This window comes from Pseudomonas saudiphocaensis (assembly GCF_000756775.1).
In the GTDB taxonomy this organism is placed as follows: domain Bacteria; phylum Pseudomonadota; class Gammaproteobacteria; order Pseudomonadales; family Pseudomonadaceae; genus Stutzerimonas; species Stutzerimonas saudiphocaensis.
Genome location: NZ_CCSF01000001.1, coordinates 1,736,044 through 1,753,433, shown reverse-complemented (window position 1 = coordinate 1,753,433; position 17,390 = coordinate 1,736,044). Strand labels below are relative to the sequence as shown.

Genomic DNA, 17,390 nt, shown 5'->3' with positions numbered 1-17,390 from the left:
TCCGGGGGCAGAACGGGTTTAACGCTGGACTTTCCAGGCGCGTAGAGAGGCCACGGCAAGCGTAATGCCCGTAATGGGCATTACGTACCAGATCATCACGTGGCGCAAGAGTTCGATGGCAGGCAGACCGGTGGAAAGCATCGCCAGGTAAAGCGTATACGCCAGGTAGTAGCCAAGCAGCAGCGCACCTTCCCAGCGGTTGATCCGGTAACCGGTGAAGAAAATTGGTATGCAGGCGACGAATACCGCAAACATGACCGGCAGATCGAAAGCCAGCGCATTGGGTGAAATCGACAACCCCTCGGGCACCACCAAGGCGCTTGCGCCGAGCACCAGCAGCAGGTTCAGAACGCAGCTGCCGACCACGTTACCGACGGCGATACCACGCTCGCCGCGATACAGGGCTAGCAACGATGTGGCCAGTTCAGGCAGAGAGGTGCCGACGGCCACCACTGTCAGACCAATCACCAGCTCGGAGAGGCCGAGGGCGCGCGCCAGAGAGATCGCGCCTTCGATGAGCAGCTGCGAGCCGAGTACCAGCAGGCCCAGCCCCATGAGTACCAAAAAAATGTGGCGGAGCCAGCCGCCAGGGGCGCTGGCCGGGCCGCGTTCAGACTCGGCTCTGCCGTTCAGTGCAAGACGCTGCTGGCGTTTGCCGGCCATAAGCAGAAAAAGGGCATAGAGCAGCATGCCGGCCAGCAGCATGCAGCCATCCCCACGGCTGATGCGGCCGTCCCAGGCCAGCACCAAGGTCAGTGCACCGGCAGCCACCATCACCGGAACATCCAGGCGAATAAGCTGCCGTGCCACCATCAGCGGTGCCAGCAGTGCCGCAAGACCGAGGATCAGCAGGATGTTGGCAATGTTGCTGCCGATCACGTTGCCAACGGCAATATCGCCGCTGCCGCTCAGCGATGCCTGGACGCTGACCGCCAGTTCCGGCGCACTGGTGCCGAAGGCTACAACGGTCAGGCCGATCACCAGTGATGAGATGCCCAGACGCTCAGCGATCTGCGCCGCGCCGCGTATCAGACTTTCGGCACCGAGGGCCAGCAGCAACAGCCCGGCAAGCAGATAGATAAGCGTCAGTGGTGTCATTCGATGGTTTCGATACGCACGCCGATGATGCCCTGATCGATCATGCCGATCCGTTCGGCAGCTGCGCGGGACAGGTCGATGATGCGCCCCCGCACAAAGGGGCCGCGGTCGTTGATGCGTACGACCACCTGCTTGCCGTTGCTCAGGTTGGTCACCCTGACTTGGGTGCCGAAAGGCAGGGAGCGGTGAGCGGCGACCAGTGCGTTCTGGTCGTGCCTTTCACCGTTTGCAGTACGTTTTCCGTGGTGCATTCGGGCGTAAAAGGAGGCCTTGCCCTGCTGGCTGAAGCTCTTGTCCTGCTGAGTGGGGCGAGGCTCAGGTGGTGTCGGGGCGGGTGCGCGTTCGGCGCAGCCGGAAACGAGCAGGGCAAGTAGAAGCGGGACAAGGTGCCATGTTCCCAGGCGCATGGAGTGTCCTTCAGTCTTGGTTGATCAACGAAAATACGGTAGGAGGTTGCGCCACTGTAGGAGCGGACTTGTCCGCGAGCTCTGCTTTCCCGTGCCAGCGCGGAGTCACCCGCCAAAAAGCTCGCGGGCGAGCCCGCTCCTACAAAAGCGGCTGCCGAACGCAGGTCCGAACGAATCCGGAGCTGCGCGGCTGCGGTTAGCCTTCGAGCTTCTGCTTCAGCAGTTGGTTCACCTGGCCGGGGTTGGCCTTGCCTTTGGAGGCTTTCATGGCCTGCCCGACGAAGAAGCCGAACATCTTGCCTTGCTTGGCTTCATCGCTGGCGCGGTACTGTTCCACCTGTTCGGCATTTGCCGCCAGGACCTCGTCGAGCATCTTCTCGATGGCGCCGGCGTCGGTGACCTGCTTGAGGCCCTTCTTCTCGATGATCTCGTCGGCTGAAGCGCCTTCACCGGCAGCCAGTGCTTCGAAGACCATCTTGGCGATCTTGCCGCTGATGGTGTTGTCCTTGATGCGCAGGATCATGCCGCCCAGCTGCTCAGCTGAAACCGGCGATTGCTCGATCTCCAGGTTTTCCTTGTTGAGCAGGCTGGACAGTTCGCCCATCACCCAGTTGGCGGCCAGCTTGGCGTCGCCGCAGGTGGCGTTGACCTGTTCGAAGTAGTCGGCCAGTTCGCGGCTGGCCGAGAGTACGCTGGCGTCGTAGGAGGAAAGACCGAACTGGCTTTCGAAACGCTCACGCTTCTGTACCGGCAGTTCCGGCAGACTGGCGCGGATTTCCTCGAGGAAGCTCGGTTCGATCACCACCGGCAGCAGGTCAGGGCAGGGGAAGTAACGGTAGTCGTTGGCTTCCTCCTTGCTGCGCATGGAGCGGGTTTCGTCCTTGTTCGGATCGTACAGGCGGGTTTCCTGCACCACCTTGCCGCCATCCTCGATCAGCTCGATCTGGCGCTGTACCTCGTAATTGATTGCCTTCTCGATGAAGCGGAAGGAGTTGACGTTCTTGATCTCGGCGCGGGTGCCGAACTCGGCCTGGCCCTTGGGGCGGACCGAGACGTTGCAGTCGCAGCGCAGCGAACCTTCGGCCATGTTGCCGTCGCAGATGCCCAGATAGCGCACCAGAGAATGCATGGCTTTCACATAGGCCACCGCTTCCTTGGCCGAGCGGATGTCCGGCTCGGAGACGACTTCCAGCAGCGGTGTGCCGGCGCGGTTCAGGTCGATGCCGCTCATGCCGTGGAAGTCTTCGTGCAGGCTCTTGCCGGCATCTTCCTCCAGGTGTGCGCGAGTGATGCCGATGCGCCGCGTCGTGCCGTCTTCCAGGGTGATGTCCAGATAGCCCTTACCAACGATGGGGTGATCCATCTGGCTGGTCTGGTAGCCCTTGGGCAGGTCCGGGTAGAAGTAGTTCTTGCGCGCGAAGACGTTCTGCTCGGCGATTTCGGCATTGATGGCCAGGCCGAACTTGCAGGCCATGCGCACGGCTTCGGCATTGAGCACCGGCAGGGTGCCGGGCATGCCCAGATCGACCAGGCTGGCCTGAGTATTGGGTTCGGCACCAAAAGTGGTGGCGCTGCCGGAAAAGATCTTCGACTGGGTGGCGAGCTGTGCGTGGATCTCAAGCCCGATGACGGTTTCCCATTGCATCTTCAATCTCCTCAGAATCCGGCCGGGGTGCGCTGGTGCCAGTTGGTAACTTGCTGATACTGATGCGCCACGTTGAGCAGGCGCGCCTCCTGGAAGTACGGCGCCAGCACCTGCACGCCCACCGGCAGGCCATCAATGAAACCGGCCGGCATGGACAGGCCGGGAATGCCGGCCAGGTTGGCGGTGATGGTGTAGATGTCTTCCAGATAGGCGGAAACCGGGTCGGCGTTCTTCTCGCCCAGTTTCCAGGCCAGATTCGGTGTGGTGGGGCCGAGAATCACGTCCACTTTTTCGAAGGCACTGACGAAGTCATTCTTGATCAGGCGGCGAATCTGCTGGGCCTTGATGTAGTAGGCGTCGTAGTAACCGGCGGAGAGGGCGTAGGTGCCAACCATGATGCGGCGCTTGACCTCATCCCCGAAGCCTTCGGCGCGTGAGCGCTTGTAGAGGTCCATGAGGTCCGCCGGGTTTTCGCAACGGTAGCCGAAGCGCACGCCGTCGAAGCGCGACAGGTTGGAGCTGGCCTCGGCCGGCGCGATCACATAATAGGACGGAATCGCGTGCTGCATGTTCGGCAGGCTGATGTCCTTCACCGTGGCGCCGAGCTTTTTCAGCTCCTCGACCACCGCCATCACCGCGTCAGCGATTTTCGGGTCCAGGCCTTCACCGAAGTATTCCTTCGGCAGGCCTATGCGCAGGCCGGCCAGGGGCTGGGTCAGGGCTGCGAGATAGTCATCCAGCGGCTGTTCGACACTGGTGGAATCCTTGGCGTCGAAGCCGGCCATGGCCGACAGCAGCAGCGCGCAGTCTTCGGCGGTGCGTGCCATGGGGCCGGCCTGGTCGAGGCTGGAGGCATAGGCGACCATGCCCCAACGCGAGACGCGACCATAGGTGGGCTTCAGGCCGGTCAGGTTGGTCAGCGCGGCTGGCTGGCGGATCGAACCGCCGGTGTCAGTGCCGGTAGCGGCAGGCAATAGGCGCGCGGCGATGGCTGCGGCCGAACCGCCTGAGGAGCCGCCGGGGACACGGTCAAGATCCCATGGGTTCTTCACCGGGCCGTAATGGCTGGACTCGTTGGCCGAGCCCATGGCGAATTCGTCCATGTTCAGCTTGCCGAGCGTGACAGTCCCTGCCGCGGCGAGCTTCTCGACCACGGTGGCGTCATAGGGGGCGGTGAAGTTGTCGAGCATCTTCGAGCCGCAGCTGGTGCGAATGCCCTGGGTGCAGAACAGGTCCTTGTGACCGATGGGGGCGCCGAGCAGGGCGCCATTCTCACCGGCCGCGCGACGCTCGTCGGCGGCTTTGGCCTGGGCAATTGCCTGCTCTTCGGTAACGGTAATGAAGCTGTTGATCTGCGGATCGAGCTGGGCGATACGGGCCAGCAGGCCGCGCGTCAGTTCTTCAGCGGAGAATTGTTTGTCGGCGAGGCTGCGAGCGATCTCGGCGAGGGTCAGTTGATGCATGTCGGCGTCCTTTATCACTCGATCACCCGTGGGACCAGGTAGAGGCCTTCTTCCACAGCCGGGGCGATGGCCTGGTAGGCGTCGCGCTGGTTGGTTTCGGTCACTGCGTCGGCGCGCAGGCGCTGGTGTGTTTCCAGGGGATGAGCCAGCGGCGCAACGCCTTGAGTGTCGACGGCCTGCATGCGGTCGACCAGGCCGAGGATATTGTTGAGGGTTTCGGTGGTGCGGGGGAGGTCGGACTCAGTCAGGCCCAGGCGGGCCAGGTGAGCGATTTTTTCCACCTCGGAGCGTTCAATCGCCATCGGTTTCTCCAGCGCAAAGCGAATCGGTGCGACCTGCATCTACCATGAGCGGCGCATGGGCGGCAGGCGGGCCACGGCGGCGGGCTTTCGGGCCCGGAAAAGCCGACAATCTTACATGTCTGCAAGGCTTCTCGGTAGCATGGCAACACTCAGGCGGCGGGCGGTTCATGGTTCGCGGCAGCCGCCTTTTCGCCGAATGGCTCACGCCTGGCCCGTTCGGCATGGACGTGCGCCTTGCCCTGCGATCCCTCCATTGTTAGAGTTTGCGGCACTTTTTCCCCACGCGTTTGCCCCAAGGGCCACTTCCCATGTTCAAAAAACTGCGTGGCATGTTTTCCAGTGATCTGTCGATCGACCTGGGCACTGCCAATACCCTTATTTATGTGCGTGACCGGGGCATCGTCCTGGATGAGCCGTCCGTGGTTGCCATTCGTTCTCACGGCAACCAGAAGAGCGTTGTGGCGGTAGGTACCGACGCCAAACGCATGCTGGGTCGCACCCCCGGCAACATCAACGCCATTCGCCCCATGAAGGACGGCGTTATCGCCGACTTCAGCGTTTGCGAAAAAATGCTGCAGTACTTCATCAACAAGGTGCACGAGAACAGCTTCCTGCAGCCCAGCCCGCGTGTTCTGATTTGTGTGCCATGCAAATCCACTCAGGTGGAGCGTCGTGCCATTCGCGAGTCGGCACTGGGTGCCGGTGCGCGTGAAGTGTTTCTGATTGAAGAACCCATGGCCGCCGCTATCGGTGCTGGCCTGCCGGTGGATGAGGCCCGTGGTTCGATGGTGGTCGATATCGGTGGCGGCACCACCGAAATCGCGCTGATCTCCCTCAATGGTGTGGTCTACGCAGAGTCTGTGCGTGTTGGTGGCGATCGCTTTGACGAGTCCATCGTCACCTATGTGCGCCGCAACTACGGCAGCCTGATCGGTGAGTCCACCGCTGAGCGCATCAAGCAGGAAATCGGCACCGCTTTCCCGAGCAATGATGTACGCGAAGTAGATGTGCGTGGTCGCAACCTGGCCGAAGGTGTACCGCGCAGCTTTACCCTCAACTCCAACGAAGTGCTCGAAGCGCTGCAGGAGTCGCTGGCAACCATCGTTCAGGCGGTCAAGAGTGCGCTGGAGCAATCGCCGCCAGAGCTGGCTTCGGACATTGCCGAGCGCGGCCTGGTACTGACCGGTGGTGGCGCATTGCTGCGTGATCTGGACAAGCTGCTGTCGCAGGAAACCGGGCTGCCGGTTATCGTGGCCGAAGAGCCTCTGACCTGCGTTGCGCGTGGCGGCGGTCGGGCACTGGAAATGATGGACCGTCATGCCATGGACCTGTTGTCCACCGAATAACCGGCGTCAGGGTACACATGCAAGCCGAAAGCGGGGTCAAGCCCGCTCTCGGCTTGTTGCGTTGAGTTTGCCTGCAGTTGCGAGGATTCGCCGATCAAACCGCTATTTGCCAAGGGACCCATGCTCGGAGTGCGCCTGCTGGTGCTTTCCGTGGTCTGTGTTGTGCTGATGGTGGTAGATGCCCGCTTCGATACGCTCAAACCTGTGCGCAGCCAGCTGGGGCTGGTGCTGACTCCTTTCTACTGGCTGGCTGATCTGCCGGTGCGTACCTGGCAGCGGGCCACCGAGCAACTCAGCAGCAGCACCAGCCTGGCGGCTGAAAACGAAAAGCTCAAGGCCGAAGCATTGCTGATGCAGCGGCGCCTGCAGAAGCTGGCAATGCTTACCGAGCAGAATGTGCGTCTGCGCGAGCTGCTCAACTCCGCTGCACTGGTCGATGACAAGGTCATCGTCGGCGAGCTGATCGGCCTCGACCCTAACCCCTTTACGCACCGCATCCTGATCGACAAGGGTGAACGAGACGGCGTGTTCGTCGGTCAGCCGGTGCTCGATGCCAGCGGCCTCATGGGGCAGGTCGTGGAGGTGATGCCCTATGCGTCCAGGGTCCTGCTGCTGACAGACGTTACCCATAGCATTCCGGTTCAGGTCAATCGCAACGGCCTGCGTGCGATTGCCGTGGGCACCGGCAGCCCGGACTATCTCGAATTGCGCCATGTCGCCGAGACCGCCGATATCAAGGAAGGCGATCTGCTGGTCAGCTCCGGTCTTGGTCAGCGTTTCCCCAGTGGCTATCCGGTTGCCCAGGTGACGGAAGTGGTACGTGGTTCCGGCCAGCCGTTTTCCATCGTTCGCGCGACGCCCACTGCAATGCTCAATCGCAGTCGATACCTGCTGCTGGTCTTCAGTGATTCGCGCACGCCCGAGCAGCGCGCCACAGATGCTGCCGAAGCCCAGGTTACGGCAGACCGGGAGGCGGCAGAGGTGCAACCCGCGCCGGCCGAGCCTGCAGCTGAGCCGCAAGCGCCAGCCGCTGAGCCTGAGAGCACGGAGCAACAACCATGAGTGGCGGGCGGACCAACGGCACCTGGGTCATCTGGCTGACCCTGATGATTGCGTTGTTGCTATCCATTGCACCCATGCCGTTCAGCGCCGGGCTTGGACGTCCGCTCTGGCTGGCCATGGTCATTTCGTATTGGGCGATTGCTCTGCCGCACCGGGGGGCGATGGTGGCGGCGTTCGTCTGCAGCCTGATGCTCGACGTGCTATCCGGCACGCTGCTGGGGCAGAACGGGCTGCCGCTGCTTCTGGTTACCTTCCTCGTGCTCAGCCTGCAGCAACGCCTGCGCATGTTCCCGCTGATGCAGCAGAGTCTGGTGCTGATGGTGATCCTCGGCATCGGACAGCTGGTGCAGCTATGGCTCAACACGCTCACCGGCAACCGTCCTCCGACCCTGCTGTTCCTGGTCCCGGTGCCCGTCAGTGCCTTGCTCTGGCCATGGCTGTTCATGGCGCTGCACTGGATGCGACGGCGCTTTAACGTCTATTGAGCCAAGCGCGCTGTGCCGGCTGCGGCGCTAGTGTCCTTGTGCCTTCACGCCTTTTCTGAAATCATCCACACCTTTGATAGCCAAAGGCCACGCTGGCCCGAAACTTATAATTAGATCTATCACGCTAAGCACAATACGGACGAGTGGGTTATGGATACGGGCGTTTCGATTTGTTCCAAGCCGAGAAAGGTGTTTATTGGGGCGAAGGCGGTGCTGGCGGGGGCCGGCTTCCTCGGCGCACTGGTCATGTTGCTGGCGGTGGGCAGCGGCTACTCCCAGGCCGACAGCGTTGCTGTATCTGGCAAAGGTGCGCAACCTCAGATCGCACCCCTGAGCAAGACAGCGTCGGGCAGCGGCGAGTATTCCGAACAGCTGGCGAAGAAGATTGCCGAACTCGACGCCATCCTGGCTGAAAAACAACGTCTCGAAGACGCCTTGCGTGTCGAGAAGAGCGCGCAAAGCGCAGCCGCCTTGCAGTCGAGCAATGCCAAGAAGCTGATCCGCATGGAGCTGGAGGATTTCTTCGCGCAAGCCAGCAACCGCGAGCGTCTCGACTCCCTGCTTGAGGATTACAAGCGCAGTGCCGATGAAGAGCAGGCCGCGTTGCAGCGTGTGCAGTCGGTAGAGAAGGACCTGAGTGCCAAGCAGTTGAGCTTCTCCCAGGCCGCGAGAGATGTGGAGCGCCTGAAGGCACAGCTGGCTTCCGAAGTGCGCAAACGCAACAGCAAGAAGATCCAGTCGATTGCCCGTCGCCTGGACAAGACGCTCTATTTCAACGAATCGGTTTCATTCCGCTGCTCGACCACCAAGAGCCTGGCTGCCTGTCTGGCTGGCTACGAGCACGATGGGCGGATGTCGCAGTGGGTGCTCGATCACTACGAGCGGGTTCTTGGCGAAGACATTCGCGATCAGGTCGAAAACCTCAAGCTCAGCCCCAACTGGTACGGCTATCGCACCAAGACCGAGTTTTCTGACGCGAGCATGAGCATGGATGGCACCGTCAGTGCGCAGATGAGCATCCAGGCCACCGTGACTGCCAAGAAGATGATGGCCTGCGCGATTCTCGACGTGCCGTATGAAATGTGCGACAGCAAGACCCACTCGCTTATCGTGCGCAGCAACAAGTACAACGATAAGGTGGTGATCAACGAGCAGCCGCAGGGTTCGACACCCGTTTCGCTGATGCTCGACAGCGGTGTTTACGACATCCAGGTGACCTCTGGTGGTGTGACACAGAAGCGCACCCTGTCGCTCAAAGGCGATCAGGTCGTCAACTTCAAGTTCTGATCCGAACAAGCTGGCGTGCCTCGCACGTCAGCTTCCGGCCCACGCCCGGATATGCGAACCTGCCTAGTCTCCATCTGACCAGGATCAAGACCAGGCATGCCCGCATTGTTTCTCGCCTCCGCGTCGCCCCGGCGACGTGAATTGCTGACCCAGATCGGCGTTCCCTTCAGCCTTCTTTCCGTTGCCATTGACGAGACGCCTCACGCGGATGAGTCGCCGGACACTTACGTCCAGCGGCTGGCGCGGGAAAAGGCGCTGGCAGGGCTCGCGTCCGTCGAGCAACCCGCAGCCTGTGTTCTGGGCGCCGATACCACGGTGGTGCTGGACGGGCAGATTCTAGGCAAGCCCGCCGACAGGGCTGATAGCTTGGCGATGCTGCAAGCCCTGTCCGGGCGCGAACACCAGGTAATGACTGCCGTGGCGCTGGCGAACAATACCGAGTGTATCGTGCGCCTGGTTGTCAGCCGGGTGCAGTTTCGCCCGATTACGACGGACGAGGCTGAGCGCTACTGGGCCAGTGGCGAGCCGGCGGACAAGGCCGGTGGCTATGCCATCCAGGGCCTGGGTGCAGTATTCGTCAGTGGCCTGCAGGGCAGCTATTCCGGCGTGGTCGGCCTGCCTTTGTGCGAAACGGTGCAGCTGCTCGAGGCTTTTGGTATTCCTGTCTGGGCCACTTGAGCCATTCAAACCGTTAGAATCGGACCACCTGTCAGCTTCGGCTGTTTCGTATCCCGCCACAGGCCGAGAAGAATAATGAGCGAAGAGATTCTGATGAATATCACCCCCATGGAGTCCAGGGTGGCGGTGGTGGAGAATGGTGTCCTGCAGGAGGTGCATGTCGAGCGCACACAGCGTCGTGGCATCGTCGGCAACATTTATAAGGGCAAGGTGGTGCGGGTGCTGCCGGGCATGCAGGCGGCGTTCGTCGATATCGGTCTGGAGCGCGCCGCCTTCATCCATGCCTCGGAAATCTCCGCACGTGAAGGCAATGCAGTCGAGCCCATCAATGCGCTGGTTCATGAAGGCCAGGCGCTGGTGGTTCAGGTGACCAAGGACCCCATCGGCACCAAGGGTGCGCGGCTGACCACGCAGCTGTCGATTCCTTCCCGCTACCTGGTGTACATGCCCAGGACCAGCCATGTGGGGATTTCCCTGCGCATCGAGGATGAAACCGAGCGCGAGCGCCTCAAGCAGGTGGTGGCCGAGTGCGTTGCCGCCGAGGGCATCAAGGAAACCGGCGGTTTCATTCTGCGCACCGCAGCGGAAGGGGCTGGCAGCGACGAGATCCTTATGGACATCCGCTACCTGCGCCGCCTCTGGGAGCAGATCGATGAGCAGATGAAGACTGCGGGGGCGCCGACGCTGATCTATGAAGACCTGTCGCTGGCCATGCGCACCCTCCGCGACCTGATCAATCCGCGTATCGAGAAGATTCGCATCGATTCGCGGGAAAACTTCCAGAAGGTCAGGCAGTTCGTTGATGAACTCATGCCTGAACTGAGCGAGCACCTGGAGCATTACCCGGGCGAAAGGCCGATTTTCGATCTGTACAGCGTCGAAGATGAAATCCAGAAGGCGCTCGATCGCAAGGTGATGCTCAAGTCCGGTGGCTACCTGATCATCGATCCGGCTGAAGCGATGACTACCATCGACGTCAATACCGGCGCCTTCGTTGGTCATCGCACCCTTGAGGAAACCATCTTCAAGACCAACCTCGAATCCGCAACTGCCATTGCCAGGCAGCTGCGCCTGCGCAATATCGGCGGCATCATCATCATCGATTTCATCGACATGGCGGACGAGGAGCACCGGCGTCAGGTCCTGCGTACTCTGGAAAAACAGCTGGAGCGCGACCACGCCAAGACCAATATCATCGGGATCACCGAACTGGGTCTGGTGCAGATGACTCGCAAGCGCACCCGCGAGAGCCTCGAGCAGGTGCTCTGCGAGCCGTGCATGTGCTGCCAGGGGCGCGGCAAGCTGAAAACGCCGGAGACGGTCTGCTATGAGATCTTCCGGGAAATCCTCCGCGAGGCCCGGGCCTACCAGCCTGAAGGCTATCGCGTGCTGGCCAACCAGAAGGTCATCGACCGGCTGCTCGATGAGGAGTCGGGCAACGTCGCCGACCTTGAAAGCTTTATCGGACGCTCGATTAAATTCCAGGTCGAAACCATGTATTCACAGGAACAGTATGACGTGGTGCTGCTCTGAACCGACGCCCGCCTGAAGTCGCCTGGAGCTCAAGTCCGTGAGCCGGTTGTCTGCGTTTTCCCTCGCTGTTTTGCGCCGCACGCTCTGGCTGATTGCGGTCGGGCTGATGCTGGTGGCCCTGTACGTCAGCCTTGGCCGGCAATTGGTTCCGCTGGTGGCCGAGTATCGGCTTGAAGTACAGGGCAAAGCCCACGAGTTGCTTGCCATGCCGCTGAGCATCGGGCGCCTGGAAGGTCGCTGGAGGGGCTTCGCGCCACGGCTGCTGGCCCATGATGTGCTGCTCGGCGAGGGAGGCGCGGCGATGCGCCTGGACCGTCTGGCCCTGGAGCCTGATCTTGCCGCCAGTCTCTGGTCGCGGCAGTTGCATTTCAAGTCCGTGGAGGTCTCGGGTATTCATCTGAGCCTTGTGCAGGATGAGGAAGGCCGTTGGCGTGTCGAGGGCTTTCCCGAGCGCGAGCAACAGTCGTCCAATCCGCTGGAACGCCTCGCTGAAGTGCAGCGCCTTGGCCGGCTATCGCTGCTTGATAGCCAGGTAACCGTCGAAGCACATGGCGAAGCGCCGCTGGCCCTGACCTACGCCAACCTGGAGCTGCGCAGCCTCGATCAGCGGCTGCAGCTAAGTGGCGGCCTGATATTGCCCGACGGCCAGCCGCTGAGCCTGAATGTCCAGGCACGAATCAATCACGATGATTGGCGCGATAGCGCGGCGCGGCTGTATCTGCAGTTGCCGCGAAGCGACTGGGCGCAATGGTTGCCGGAAAAGCTGATGACCAGCTGGAAACTGGAGCGCCTGCAGGCAGGAGGCGAACTCTGGCTCGATTGGCGTGAGCGCAGCCTGGCCAAAGGCGTGGCGCATCTGGTGGCGCCAGCGCTTGAGCTGGGTCAGTCGCAATCCGAGCCTGTGCTGATCGAGGAGCTGGCGCTCAAGGCCTATCTGGACCGTGCAAGCGAAGGCTACCGGTTGCAGGTCGACGGGCTGGCTTTCAGCTTCGATGGTACCCGCTGGGACGATATGGCGCTGGTGCTGCAACAGCATGTTGCCGATGACCACTGGCAGTTGGGTATCGATCAGCTTCCAGTCGCGCCGCTGGCAAAGTTGGCTCAGGCTCTGGTGCCTATGCCGGCAGTCGCCAGCGAATATCTGCTGGGACTGGCGCCCAGTGGAACGCTGCGCAATGTTCAGCTCGATTACCGTGCCGCAGCGCCGCTGGCCGAGCGGCTGGCTTTTGTGGCCAACCTCGACAAGGCGGCAATCGACGCCTATCACTGGATTCCCGCGGCAAGCAACGTCAGCGGCCTGGCACGCGGCAATCTTGGCGGCGGCGAGCTGCATTTTGACAGTCAGGATTTCAGCCTGCATCTGGCGCAGTTGTTCCCGCGCCCGTGGGACTATCAGCGCAGCCGTGGCAGCCTTGCCTGGACGCTGAATGAAGAGGCGTTCACGTTGGTTGCGCCTTATCTGCAGGTCGAAGGCGAGGAGGGGAAGCTTGCTGGCGACTTCCTGATCCGCCTGATGCGTGACCCCGAAGCCGAAGACTATATGGACCTGCGTGTGGGGCTGAGCGAGGGCGATGCGCGCTACACGGAGAAATACCTGCCAACCCGCTCGCCGGCATTGAGTCCGGCCCTGAGCGAGTGGCTGACGGCGGCGATCCGCGAAGGCATTGTTGAGCAGGGCTATTTCCAATATCAGGGTTCGTTGAACAAGTCCGCCGTGGATACCGCGCGCAGTCTGAGCCTGTATTTTAAGGTCCGTGACGCCGATTTTGCCTTTCAGCCAGGCTGGCCAGCGTTGCGCGAAGGGCGCGGTGAAGTGCTGATCGAGGACGACCAGGTGCGTGTGCGCCTCGCCGAGGGGCGCATGCTCGACAGCCGCGTGCATCATGTTCTGGCTCGGATTCCCCTGCGTCAGGGCGAACGGCCGCTGCGGCTGGCCATCGAAGGGCAGGTCGAGGCAGGCCTGCGGGATGCGCTGACGCTGATGCAGGTTGCCCCTATCGGTACCGCCGATCTGTTTGCCGGATGGCGTGGCGAAGGAGCACTGAGCGGTTCGCTGAAACTGGATATTCCCTTGGCGGCCGGCAAGGCACCCAAGGTGGAGGTGGAGTTCTCCAGCGCCGATGCGTCGCTGTACATCCCGCAGGCCGATCTGCAGCTCGGGGCGCTGAGCGGTGACTTTCGCTATGACAGCGAGCGCGGCCTCAGTGCCTCACGTATCAGTGCGAGTGCACTGGGCAGCCCGATCAGCGGCAAGGCCAGCGCCACCGGCACTCCGGGCAAGCCGGCCACTCGCATCGAGGCGGGTGGCGTGGTGTCTGTGGCTCAGCTGAAGGCCTGGCGGAAGATCGAACAATCATTGCCGGCTTCGGGCCAAATACCCTTTCAGTTGAGCCTGGCCCTGGGCGGCACGGGGAGTCGCCTGCAGATCGATTCTTCATTGCTGGGCACTAGGCTTCAATTGCCGGAGCCCTTCGCCAAGGCTGCCAACCAGCGGCGCGACACGACCCTGCGCATGACCTTGGGTGGCGAGCGCCAACAGTACACGGTCAAACACGGATCTTTGGCCGCGCTGACATTCACCGCTCCCGGTAACCGGTGGAGCGACGGTGGTGGCGAGCTTGTACTGGGCGGGGCGGCGGCCAACCTGCGCAGCGACCGTGGTCTGCACGTGCGTGGCCATCTGCCACGGGCCAACCTGGCTGACTGGCAGGCGCTGCTAGCCGAGTACAGCGCGCCCGATCAGGGCCAACAGGCAACCTCCTTGTTGCGTCGCGCGCAGCTGGATATCGGTGTCTTTGAAGGGTTCGGCACCAGGGTTGAGAATCTGGCGCTGGACCTGCGCCGGCAGGCAGACGCCTGGTCGCTGGGACTGGATAGCCAAATCGTCGCCGGCAGCGTTCGGCTGCCCGATGCACAAGGGCAGCCCATGGTGCTGAAACTGTCGCACCTGCGTCTACCGGTATCCGAGCCGGCGGAGCCTGAGATACCACGCCAGGATCCGCTTGCTGCAGTTGATCCCCGAAACCTGCCAGCAATGGATATCGCTGTGGCCAAGGTGCTGCAAGGCGAGCAGCTGCTGGGCGCCTGGTCGCTGAAGATGCGTCCGCGCAGCGACGGCGTGGAATTCTCGGATCTGGATCTGGACCTGAAGGGGCTTCGGCTTGCCGGTGCGGGAGGCTGGAGCACCTCACGCAGCTGGTACAAGGGGCGACTGGAAGGCGGCAACCTGGCCGACGTGCTGTTGGCCTGGGGCTTTGCGCCTTCGACCACCAGCGAGCGCTTCCACGTGGATGCCGATGCCAGTTGGCCCGGCTCGCCGGCATTCTTCGGCATACAGCGTCTGAGCGGTCGTCTGGACGCCAGGGTGCGTAACGGTCAGCTTCGCGAAGTCGATGGCAGTGCTCAGGCGCTGCGCGTGTTCGGCCTGCTCAATTTCGACTCCATTGGCCGGCGTCTGAGGCTGGATTTCTCCGATCTGTTCAGCAAGGGCCTGAGCTTTGACCGGATCAAGGGCGAGCTGGTCGCAACCGAAGGCATCTTCGTGACCCAAGGCCCCATTACGGTGACCGGGCCGTCCAGTAACCTGGAGCTCGATGGCCGGCTGGACATGGTGCGTGACCGCATCGACGCCAAGCTGCTGGTAACTCTGCCGGTCAGCAACAATCTGCCGCTGGCTGCACTGATCGTCGGGGCGCCGGCCATCGGCGGCGCGCTGTTCGTGGTCGACAAACTGCTGGGTGACAAGGTCGCCCGCTTCGCCAGCGTTCAGTACAAGGTCGAAGGACCATGGCAGTCGCCGAAAATCACTTTCGATAAACCCTTTGAAAAGCCCAACTGATGGCCCGGGGACCGTTTGCCGGCTTGAGGATGGACCTCAGGGCCATGTCCCTTATCATGTAGCCTTTGCAATGAACCCGAATCCCGGGCTTTCGTCGTCCGTGCACGCTGGTGCAGCGTACCCCGTCTTTTCGTAGCGTGCCGGCATAGCCCGTGTGGAGTAAATATGAGTGAACTGCTGTTACCTGTCACCGAGCGCCTGCTGACACCCGGTGGGCTGACCCTCGATGATCTGCCGGGGCTACTCGGCGAATTGGCCGGCCCTGGTATCGACGCGGCAGATTTGTATTTTCAGGATCAGGTGAGCGAGACCTGGGTGCTGGAAGACGGCATCGTCAAAGAGGGCGGTTTCCATATCGAACAGGGGGTTGGCGTACGGGCGCTCTCCGGTGAAAAAACCGGTTTCGCCTACAGTAACGCAATTACCGGAGAGGCCCTGCGTGAGGCCGCGATGGCGGCGCGCTCAATCGCCCGTGACGGTCGCCAGGCATCTGTCGAAGTATTATCGAAAGCTTCCTTCGCGCCGCTTTATGAACAGGGCAATCCGCTGGACGGCCTGAGCCGCGCGGAGAAGGTCGAGCTGCTCAAACGCATCGATGTTGCCACGCGTGCGCTGGACCCTCGCATCAAACAGGTAACCGTCAGTCTGGCCGGCGTCTGGGAGCACGTTCTGGTGGCCGGGCTGGATGGCGCCATGGCCGCGGACGTACGCCCGCTGGTGCGCTTCAATGTCAGCGTCATCGTTGAACAGAATGGTCGCCGTGAGCGCGGCGGGCAGGGCGGCGGTGGTCGCAGTGGCTACGAATATTTTCTCAGCGAAGACCGCGCCATGGGCTACGCGCGGGAAGCGCTGCGCCAGGCCCTGGTGAACCTGGAGGCCGTGGCGGCACCGGCCGGTACGCTGCCGGTGGTATTGGGGCCGGGTTGGTCCGGCGTGCTGCTGCATGAGGCGGTCGGCCATGGTCTGGAGGGCGACTTCAACCGCAAGGGCAGCTCGGCCTATAGCGGACGCATTGGCCAGAAGGTCGCTTCGTCGCTATGCACCATCGTCGATGACGGCACTCTTGCCGGGCGCCGCGGCTCGCTCAGTGTCGATGACGAGGGCACGCCCACCCAGTGCACCACGCTGATCGAGAACGGCATTCTCAAGGGCTATATTCAGGACAAGCTCAACGCTCGATTGATGGGCGTGGCACCGACCGGCAACGGGCGCCGTCAGTCCTATGCGCATCTACCGATGCCGCGCATGACCAACACTTACATGCTCGCCGGTGAAAGCGATCCGGAAGAAATCATCCGTTCGGTGAAGAAGGGTATCTATTGCGCCAGCCTCGGCGGCGGTCAGGTGGATATCACCAGCGGCAAGTTCGTTTTCTCCACCAGCGAGGCCTACCTGATCGAAGACGGAAAGATTACCGCGCCGGTGAAGGGCGCGACCCTGATCGGTAACGGCCCTGAGGTGATGAACAAGGTGTCGATGGTGGGCACCGACCTGGAGCTGGACAGCGGTGTGGGCACCTGCGGCAAGGACGGGCAATCGGTGCCCGTCGGAGTCGGCCAGCCGACATTGAAGATTGACGGGATTACCGTCGGTGGCACGGGTAGCTAATAAAACTTCTGAGTTGGAGGTCGTGATCTGTCTGTGGGAGTGGCGTCAGCCGCGAAGTTCGCGGCTAAAGAATTCGCTCCCACAGCCGTCAGCCAGCGGGAGTTGAATCAACGCAAGCCGCGCTGGCTTTCATCCAGTTCGCGGATGTATTTGAAAATCTTGCGGCTGGCGGCAGGCGGTTTGTTGCGGGCCGCTTCGTGCTGGGCATGGCGGATAAGACTGCGCAGATGCTGGCGGTCGGTTTCGGGATAGTCGGTGACGAAGGCTTCAAGCGTCTCGTCGTTTCCCGCGACCAGGCGGTCGCGCCAGCGCTCCAGCGCATGGAAACGTTCGTTGTATTGGCGGGTGGAAGCGTCGAGCTGGTCGACCAGAGCCAGAATGGCTTCGACGTCCTGGGCGCGCATAAGCTTGCCGATGTACTGCAGGTGGCGTTTCTGTGCGATGTGCGCCGTATGTTTCGGCGCGTCGGCCAGGGCCTTGCGCATGGCATCGGTCAGCGGCAAGCGGTCGAGAACGTCGGGCTTGAGCGTGGCGAGGCGCGCGCCAAGGTCCTGCAGCGCATGCAGCTCACGCTTGACTTGAGTTTTACTTTTTTCCTCGAAGCCATCGAGATCGGAAATATCAGGCATGGGGCAGGT

14 protein-coding genes are annotated in these 17,390 nt (G+C 62.0%); 8 read left to right on the top strand and 6 right to left on the bottom strand.

Annotated features, from left to right (window positions below; genetic code table 11):
- Positions 1–18 precede the first annotated feature (18 nt).
- From BN1079_RS08155 to gatC, 5 genes are all read right to left on the bottom strand, one after another.
- Entirely contained in the window at positions 19–1,098 is a 1,080-nt protein-coding gene (locus BN1079_RS08155) for a calcium/sodium antiporter (RefSeq protein WP_037023563.1), read from the bottom strand.
- A complete protein-coding gene (locus BN1079_RS08150; protein WP_037023561.1) occupies positions 1,095–1,505 on the bottom strand; it encodes a septal ring lytic transglycosylase RlpA family protein in 411 nt (136 codons plus the stop codon). The genes BN1079_RS08155 and BN1079_RS08150 overlap by 4 nt, the downstream gene beginning before the upstream one ends.
- Before the next feature lie 196 nt (positions 1,506–1,701).
- Positions 1,702–3,150 carry an Asp-tRNA(Asn)/Glu-tRNA(Gln) amidotransferase subunit GatB gene (gatB, locus tag BN1079_RS08145; protein ID WP_037023559.1) on the bottom strand — a complete coding sequence of 483 codons (1,449 nt, stop codon included), beginning with the start codon at positions 3,148–3,150 and terminating at the stop codon, positions 1,702–1,704.
- Positions 3,151–3,161: 11 nt separating this feature from the next.
- Positions 3,162–4,613 carry an Asp-tRNA(Asn)/Glu-tRNA(Gln) amidotransferase subunit GatA gene (gene gatA, locus BN1079_RS08140; RefSeq protein WP_037023557.1) on the bottom strand — a complete coding sequence of 484 codons (1,452 nt, stop codon included), beginning with the start codon at positions 4,611–4,613 and terminating at the stop codon, positions 3,162–3,164.
- A gap of 14 nt (positions 4,614–4,627) precedes the next feature.
- On the bottom strand, positions 4,628–4,915 hold the full coding sequence (gene gatC, locus BN1079_RS08135) for an Asp-tRNA(Asn)/Glu-tRNA(Gln) amidotransferase subunit GatC (protein ID WP_037023556.1): 288 nt from the start codon (positions 4,913–4,915) through the stop codon (positions 4,628–4,630).
- Between the two features lie 308 nt (positions 4,916–5,223).
- On the opposite strand from gatC, the gene mreB reads away from it, so the two are divergent.
- The 8 genes from mreB (at position 5,224) to tldD (ending at position 16,752) form a co-directional block, all read left to right on the top strand.
- Complete coding sequence (gene mreB / locus BN1079_RS08130) at positions 5,224–6,261, top strand: rod shape-determining protein MreB (protein ID WP_014851637.1); 1,038 nt, start codon at positions 5,224–5,226, stop codon at positions 6,259–6,261.
- A 93-nt stretch (positions 6,262–6,354) separates the two neighbouring features.
- Positions 6,355–7,323: a rod shape-determining protein MreC gene (gene mreC / locus BN1079_RS08125; protein ID WP_269450531.1), complete on the top strand. Its 969-nt coding sequence runs from the start codon at positions 6,355–6,357 to the stop codon at positions 7,321–7,323.
- Entirely contained in the window at positions 7,320–7,808 is a 489-nt protein-coding gene (gene mreD / locus BN1079_RS08120; RefSeq protein ID WP_037023552.1) for a rod shape-determining protein MreD, read from the top strand. The genes mreC and mreD overlap by 4 nt, the downstream gene beginning before the upstream one ends.
- A gap of 150 nt (positions 7,809–7,958) precedes the next feature.
- Positions 7,959–9,095, top strand: coding sequence for a PEGA domain-containing protein (locus BN1079_RS08115; RefSeq protein WP_037023551.1), 1,137 nt, complete (start codon positions 7,959–7,961; stop codon positions 9,093–9,095).
- 96 nt (positions 9,096–9,191) lie between these two features.
- Positions 9,192–9,773, top strand: a complete 582-nt coding sequence (locus tag BN1079_RS08110) for a Maf family protein (RefSeq protein WP_037023549.1) — start codon at positions 9,192–9,194, stop codon at positions 9,771–9,773.
- Positions 9,774–9,848: 75 nt separating this feature from the next.
- A complete protein-coding gene (gene rng / locus BN1079_RS08105; RefSeq protein ID WP_037023548.1) occupies positions 9,849–11,306 on the top strand; it encodes a ribonuclease G in 1,458 nt (485 codons plus the stop codon).
- Positions 11,307–11,343: 37 nt separating this feature from the next.
- Positions 11,344–15,144, top strand: coding sequence for a YhdP family protein (locus tag BN1079_RS08100; protein WP_037023547.1), 3,801 nt, complete (start codon positions 11,344–11,346; stop codon positions 15,142–15,144).
- 165 nt (positions 15,145–15,309) lie between these two features.
- Positions 15,310–16,752: a metalloprotease TldD gene (tldD, locus tag BN1079_RS08095; protein ID WP_037023546.1), complete on the top strand. Its 1,443-nt coding sequence runs from the start codon at positions 15,310–15,312 to the stop codon at positions 16,750–16,752.
- A 107-nt stretch (positions 16,753–16,859) separates the two neighbouring features.
- Here tldD and yjgA read toward each other — a convergent pair whose 3' ends face one another.
- Entirely contained in the window at positions 16,860–17,381 is a 522-nt protein-coding gene (gene yjgA / locus BN1079_RS08090; protein ID WP_037023545.1) for a ribosome biogenesis factor YjgA, read from the bottom strand.
- Positions 17,382–17,390: the final 9 nt, after the last annotated feature.

Excerpts from the sequence above, each read along its gene's own strand:
- gatC (WP_037023556.1), bottom strand. The coding sequence starts at position 4,915 with ATGGCGATTGAACGCTCCGAGGTGGAAAAAATCGCTCACCTGGCCCGC.
- yjgA (WP_037023545.1), bottom strand. The coding sequence starts at position 17,381 with ATGCCTGATATTTCCGATCTCGATGGCTTCGAGGAAAAAAGTAAAACT.
- BN1079_RS08155 (WP_037023563.1), bottom strand. The coding sequence starts at position 1,098 with ATGACACCACTGACGCTTATCTATCTGCTTGCCGGGCTGTTGCTGCTG.
- mreB (WP_014851637.1), top strand. The coding sequence starts at position 5,224 with ATGTTCAAAAAACTGCGTGGCATGTTTTCCAGTGATCTGTCGATCGAC.
- mreD (WP_037023552.1), top strand. The coding sequence starts at position 7,320 with ATGAGTGGCGGGCGGACCAACGGCACCTGGGTCATCTGGCTGACCCTG.
- BN1079_RS08115 (WP_037023551.1), top strand. The coding sequence starts at position 7,959 with ATGGATACGGGCGTTTCGATTTGTTCCAAGCCGAGAAAGGTGTTTATT.
- BN1079_RS08150 (WP_037023561.1), bottom strand. The coding sequence starts at position 1,505 with ATGCGCCTGGGAACATGGCACCTTGTCCCGCTTCTACTTGCCCTGCTC.
- BN1079_RS08110 (WP_037023549.1), top strand. The coding sequence starts at position 9,192 with ATGCCCGCATTGTTTCTCGCCTCCGCGTCGCCCCGGCGACGTGAATTG.
- rng (WP_037023548.1), top strand. The coding sequence starts at position 9,849 with ATGAGCGAAGAGATTCTGATGAATATCACCCCCATGGAGTCCAGGGTG.
- gatA (WP_037023557.1), bottom strand. The coding sequence starts at position 4,613 with ATGCATCAACTGACCCTCGCCGAGATCGCTCGCAGCCTCGCCGACAAA.
- gatB (WP_037023559.1), bottom strand. The coding sequence starts at position 3,150 with ATGCAATGGGAAACCGTCATCGGGCTTGAGATCCACGCACAGCTCGCC.
- tldD (WP_037023546.1), top strand. The coding sequence starts at position 15,310 with ATGAGTGAACTGCTGTTACCTGTCACCGAGCGCCTGCTGACACCCGGT.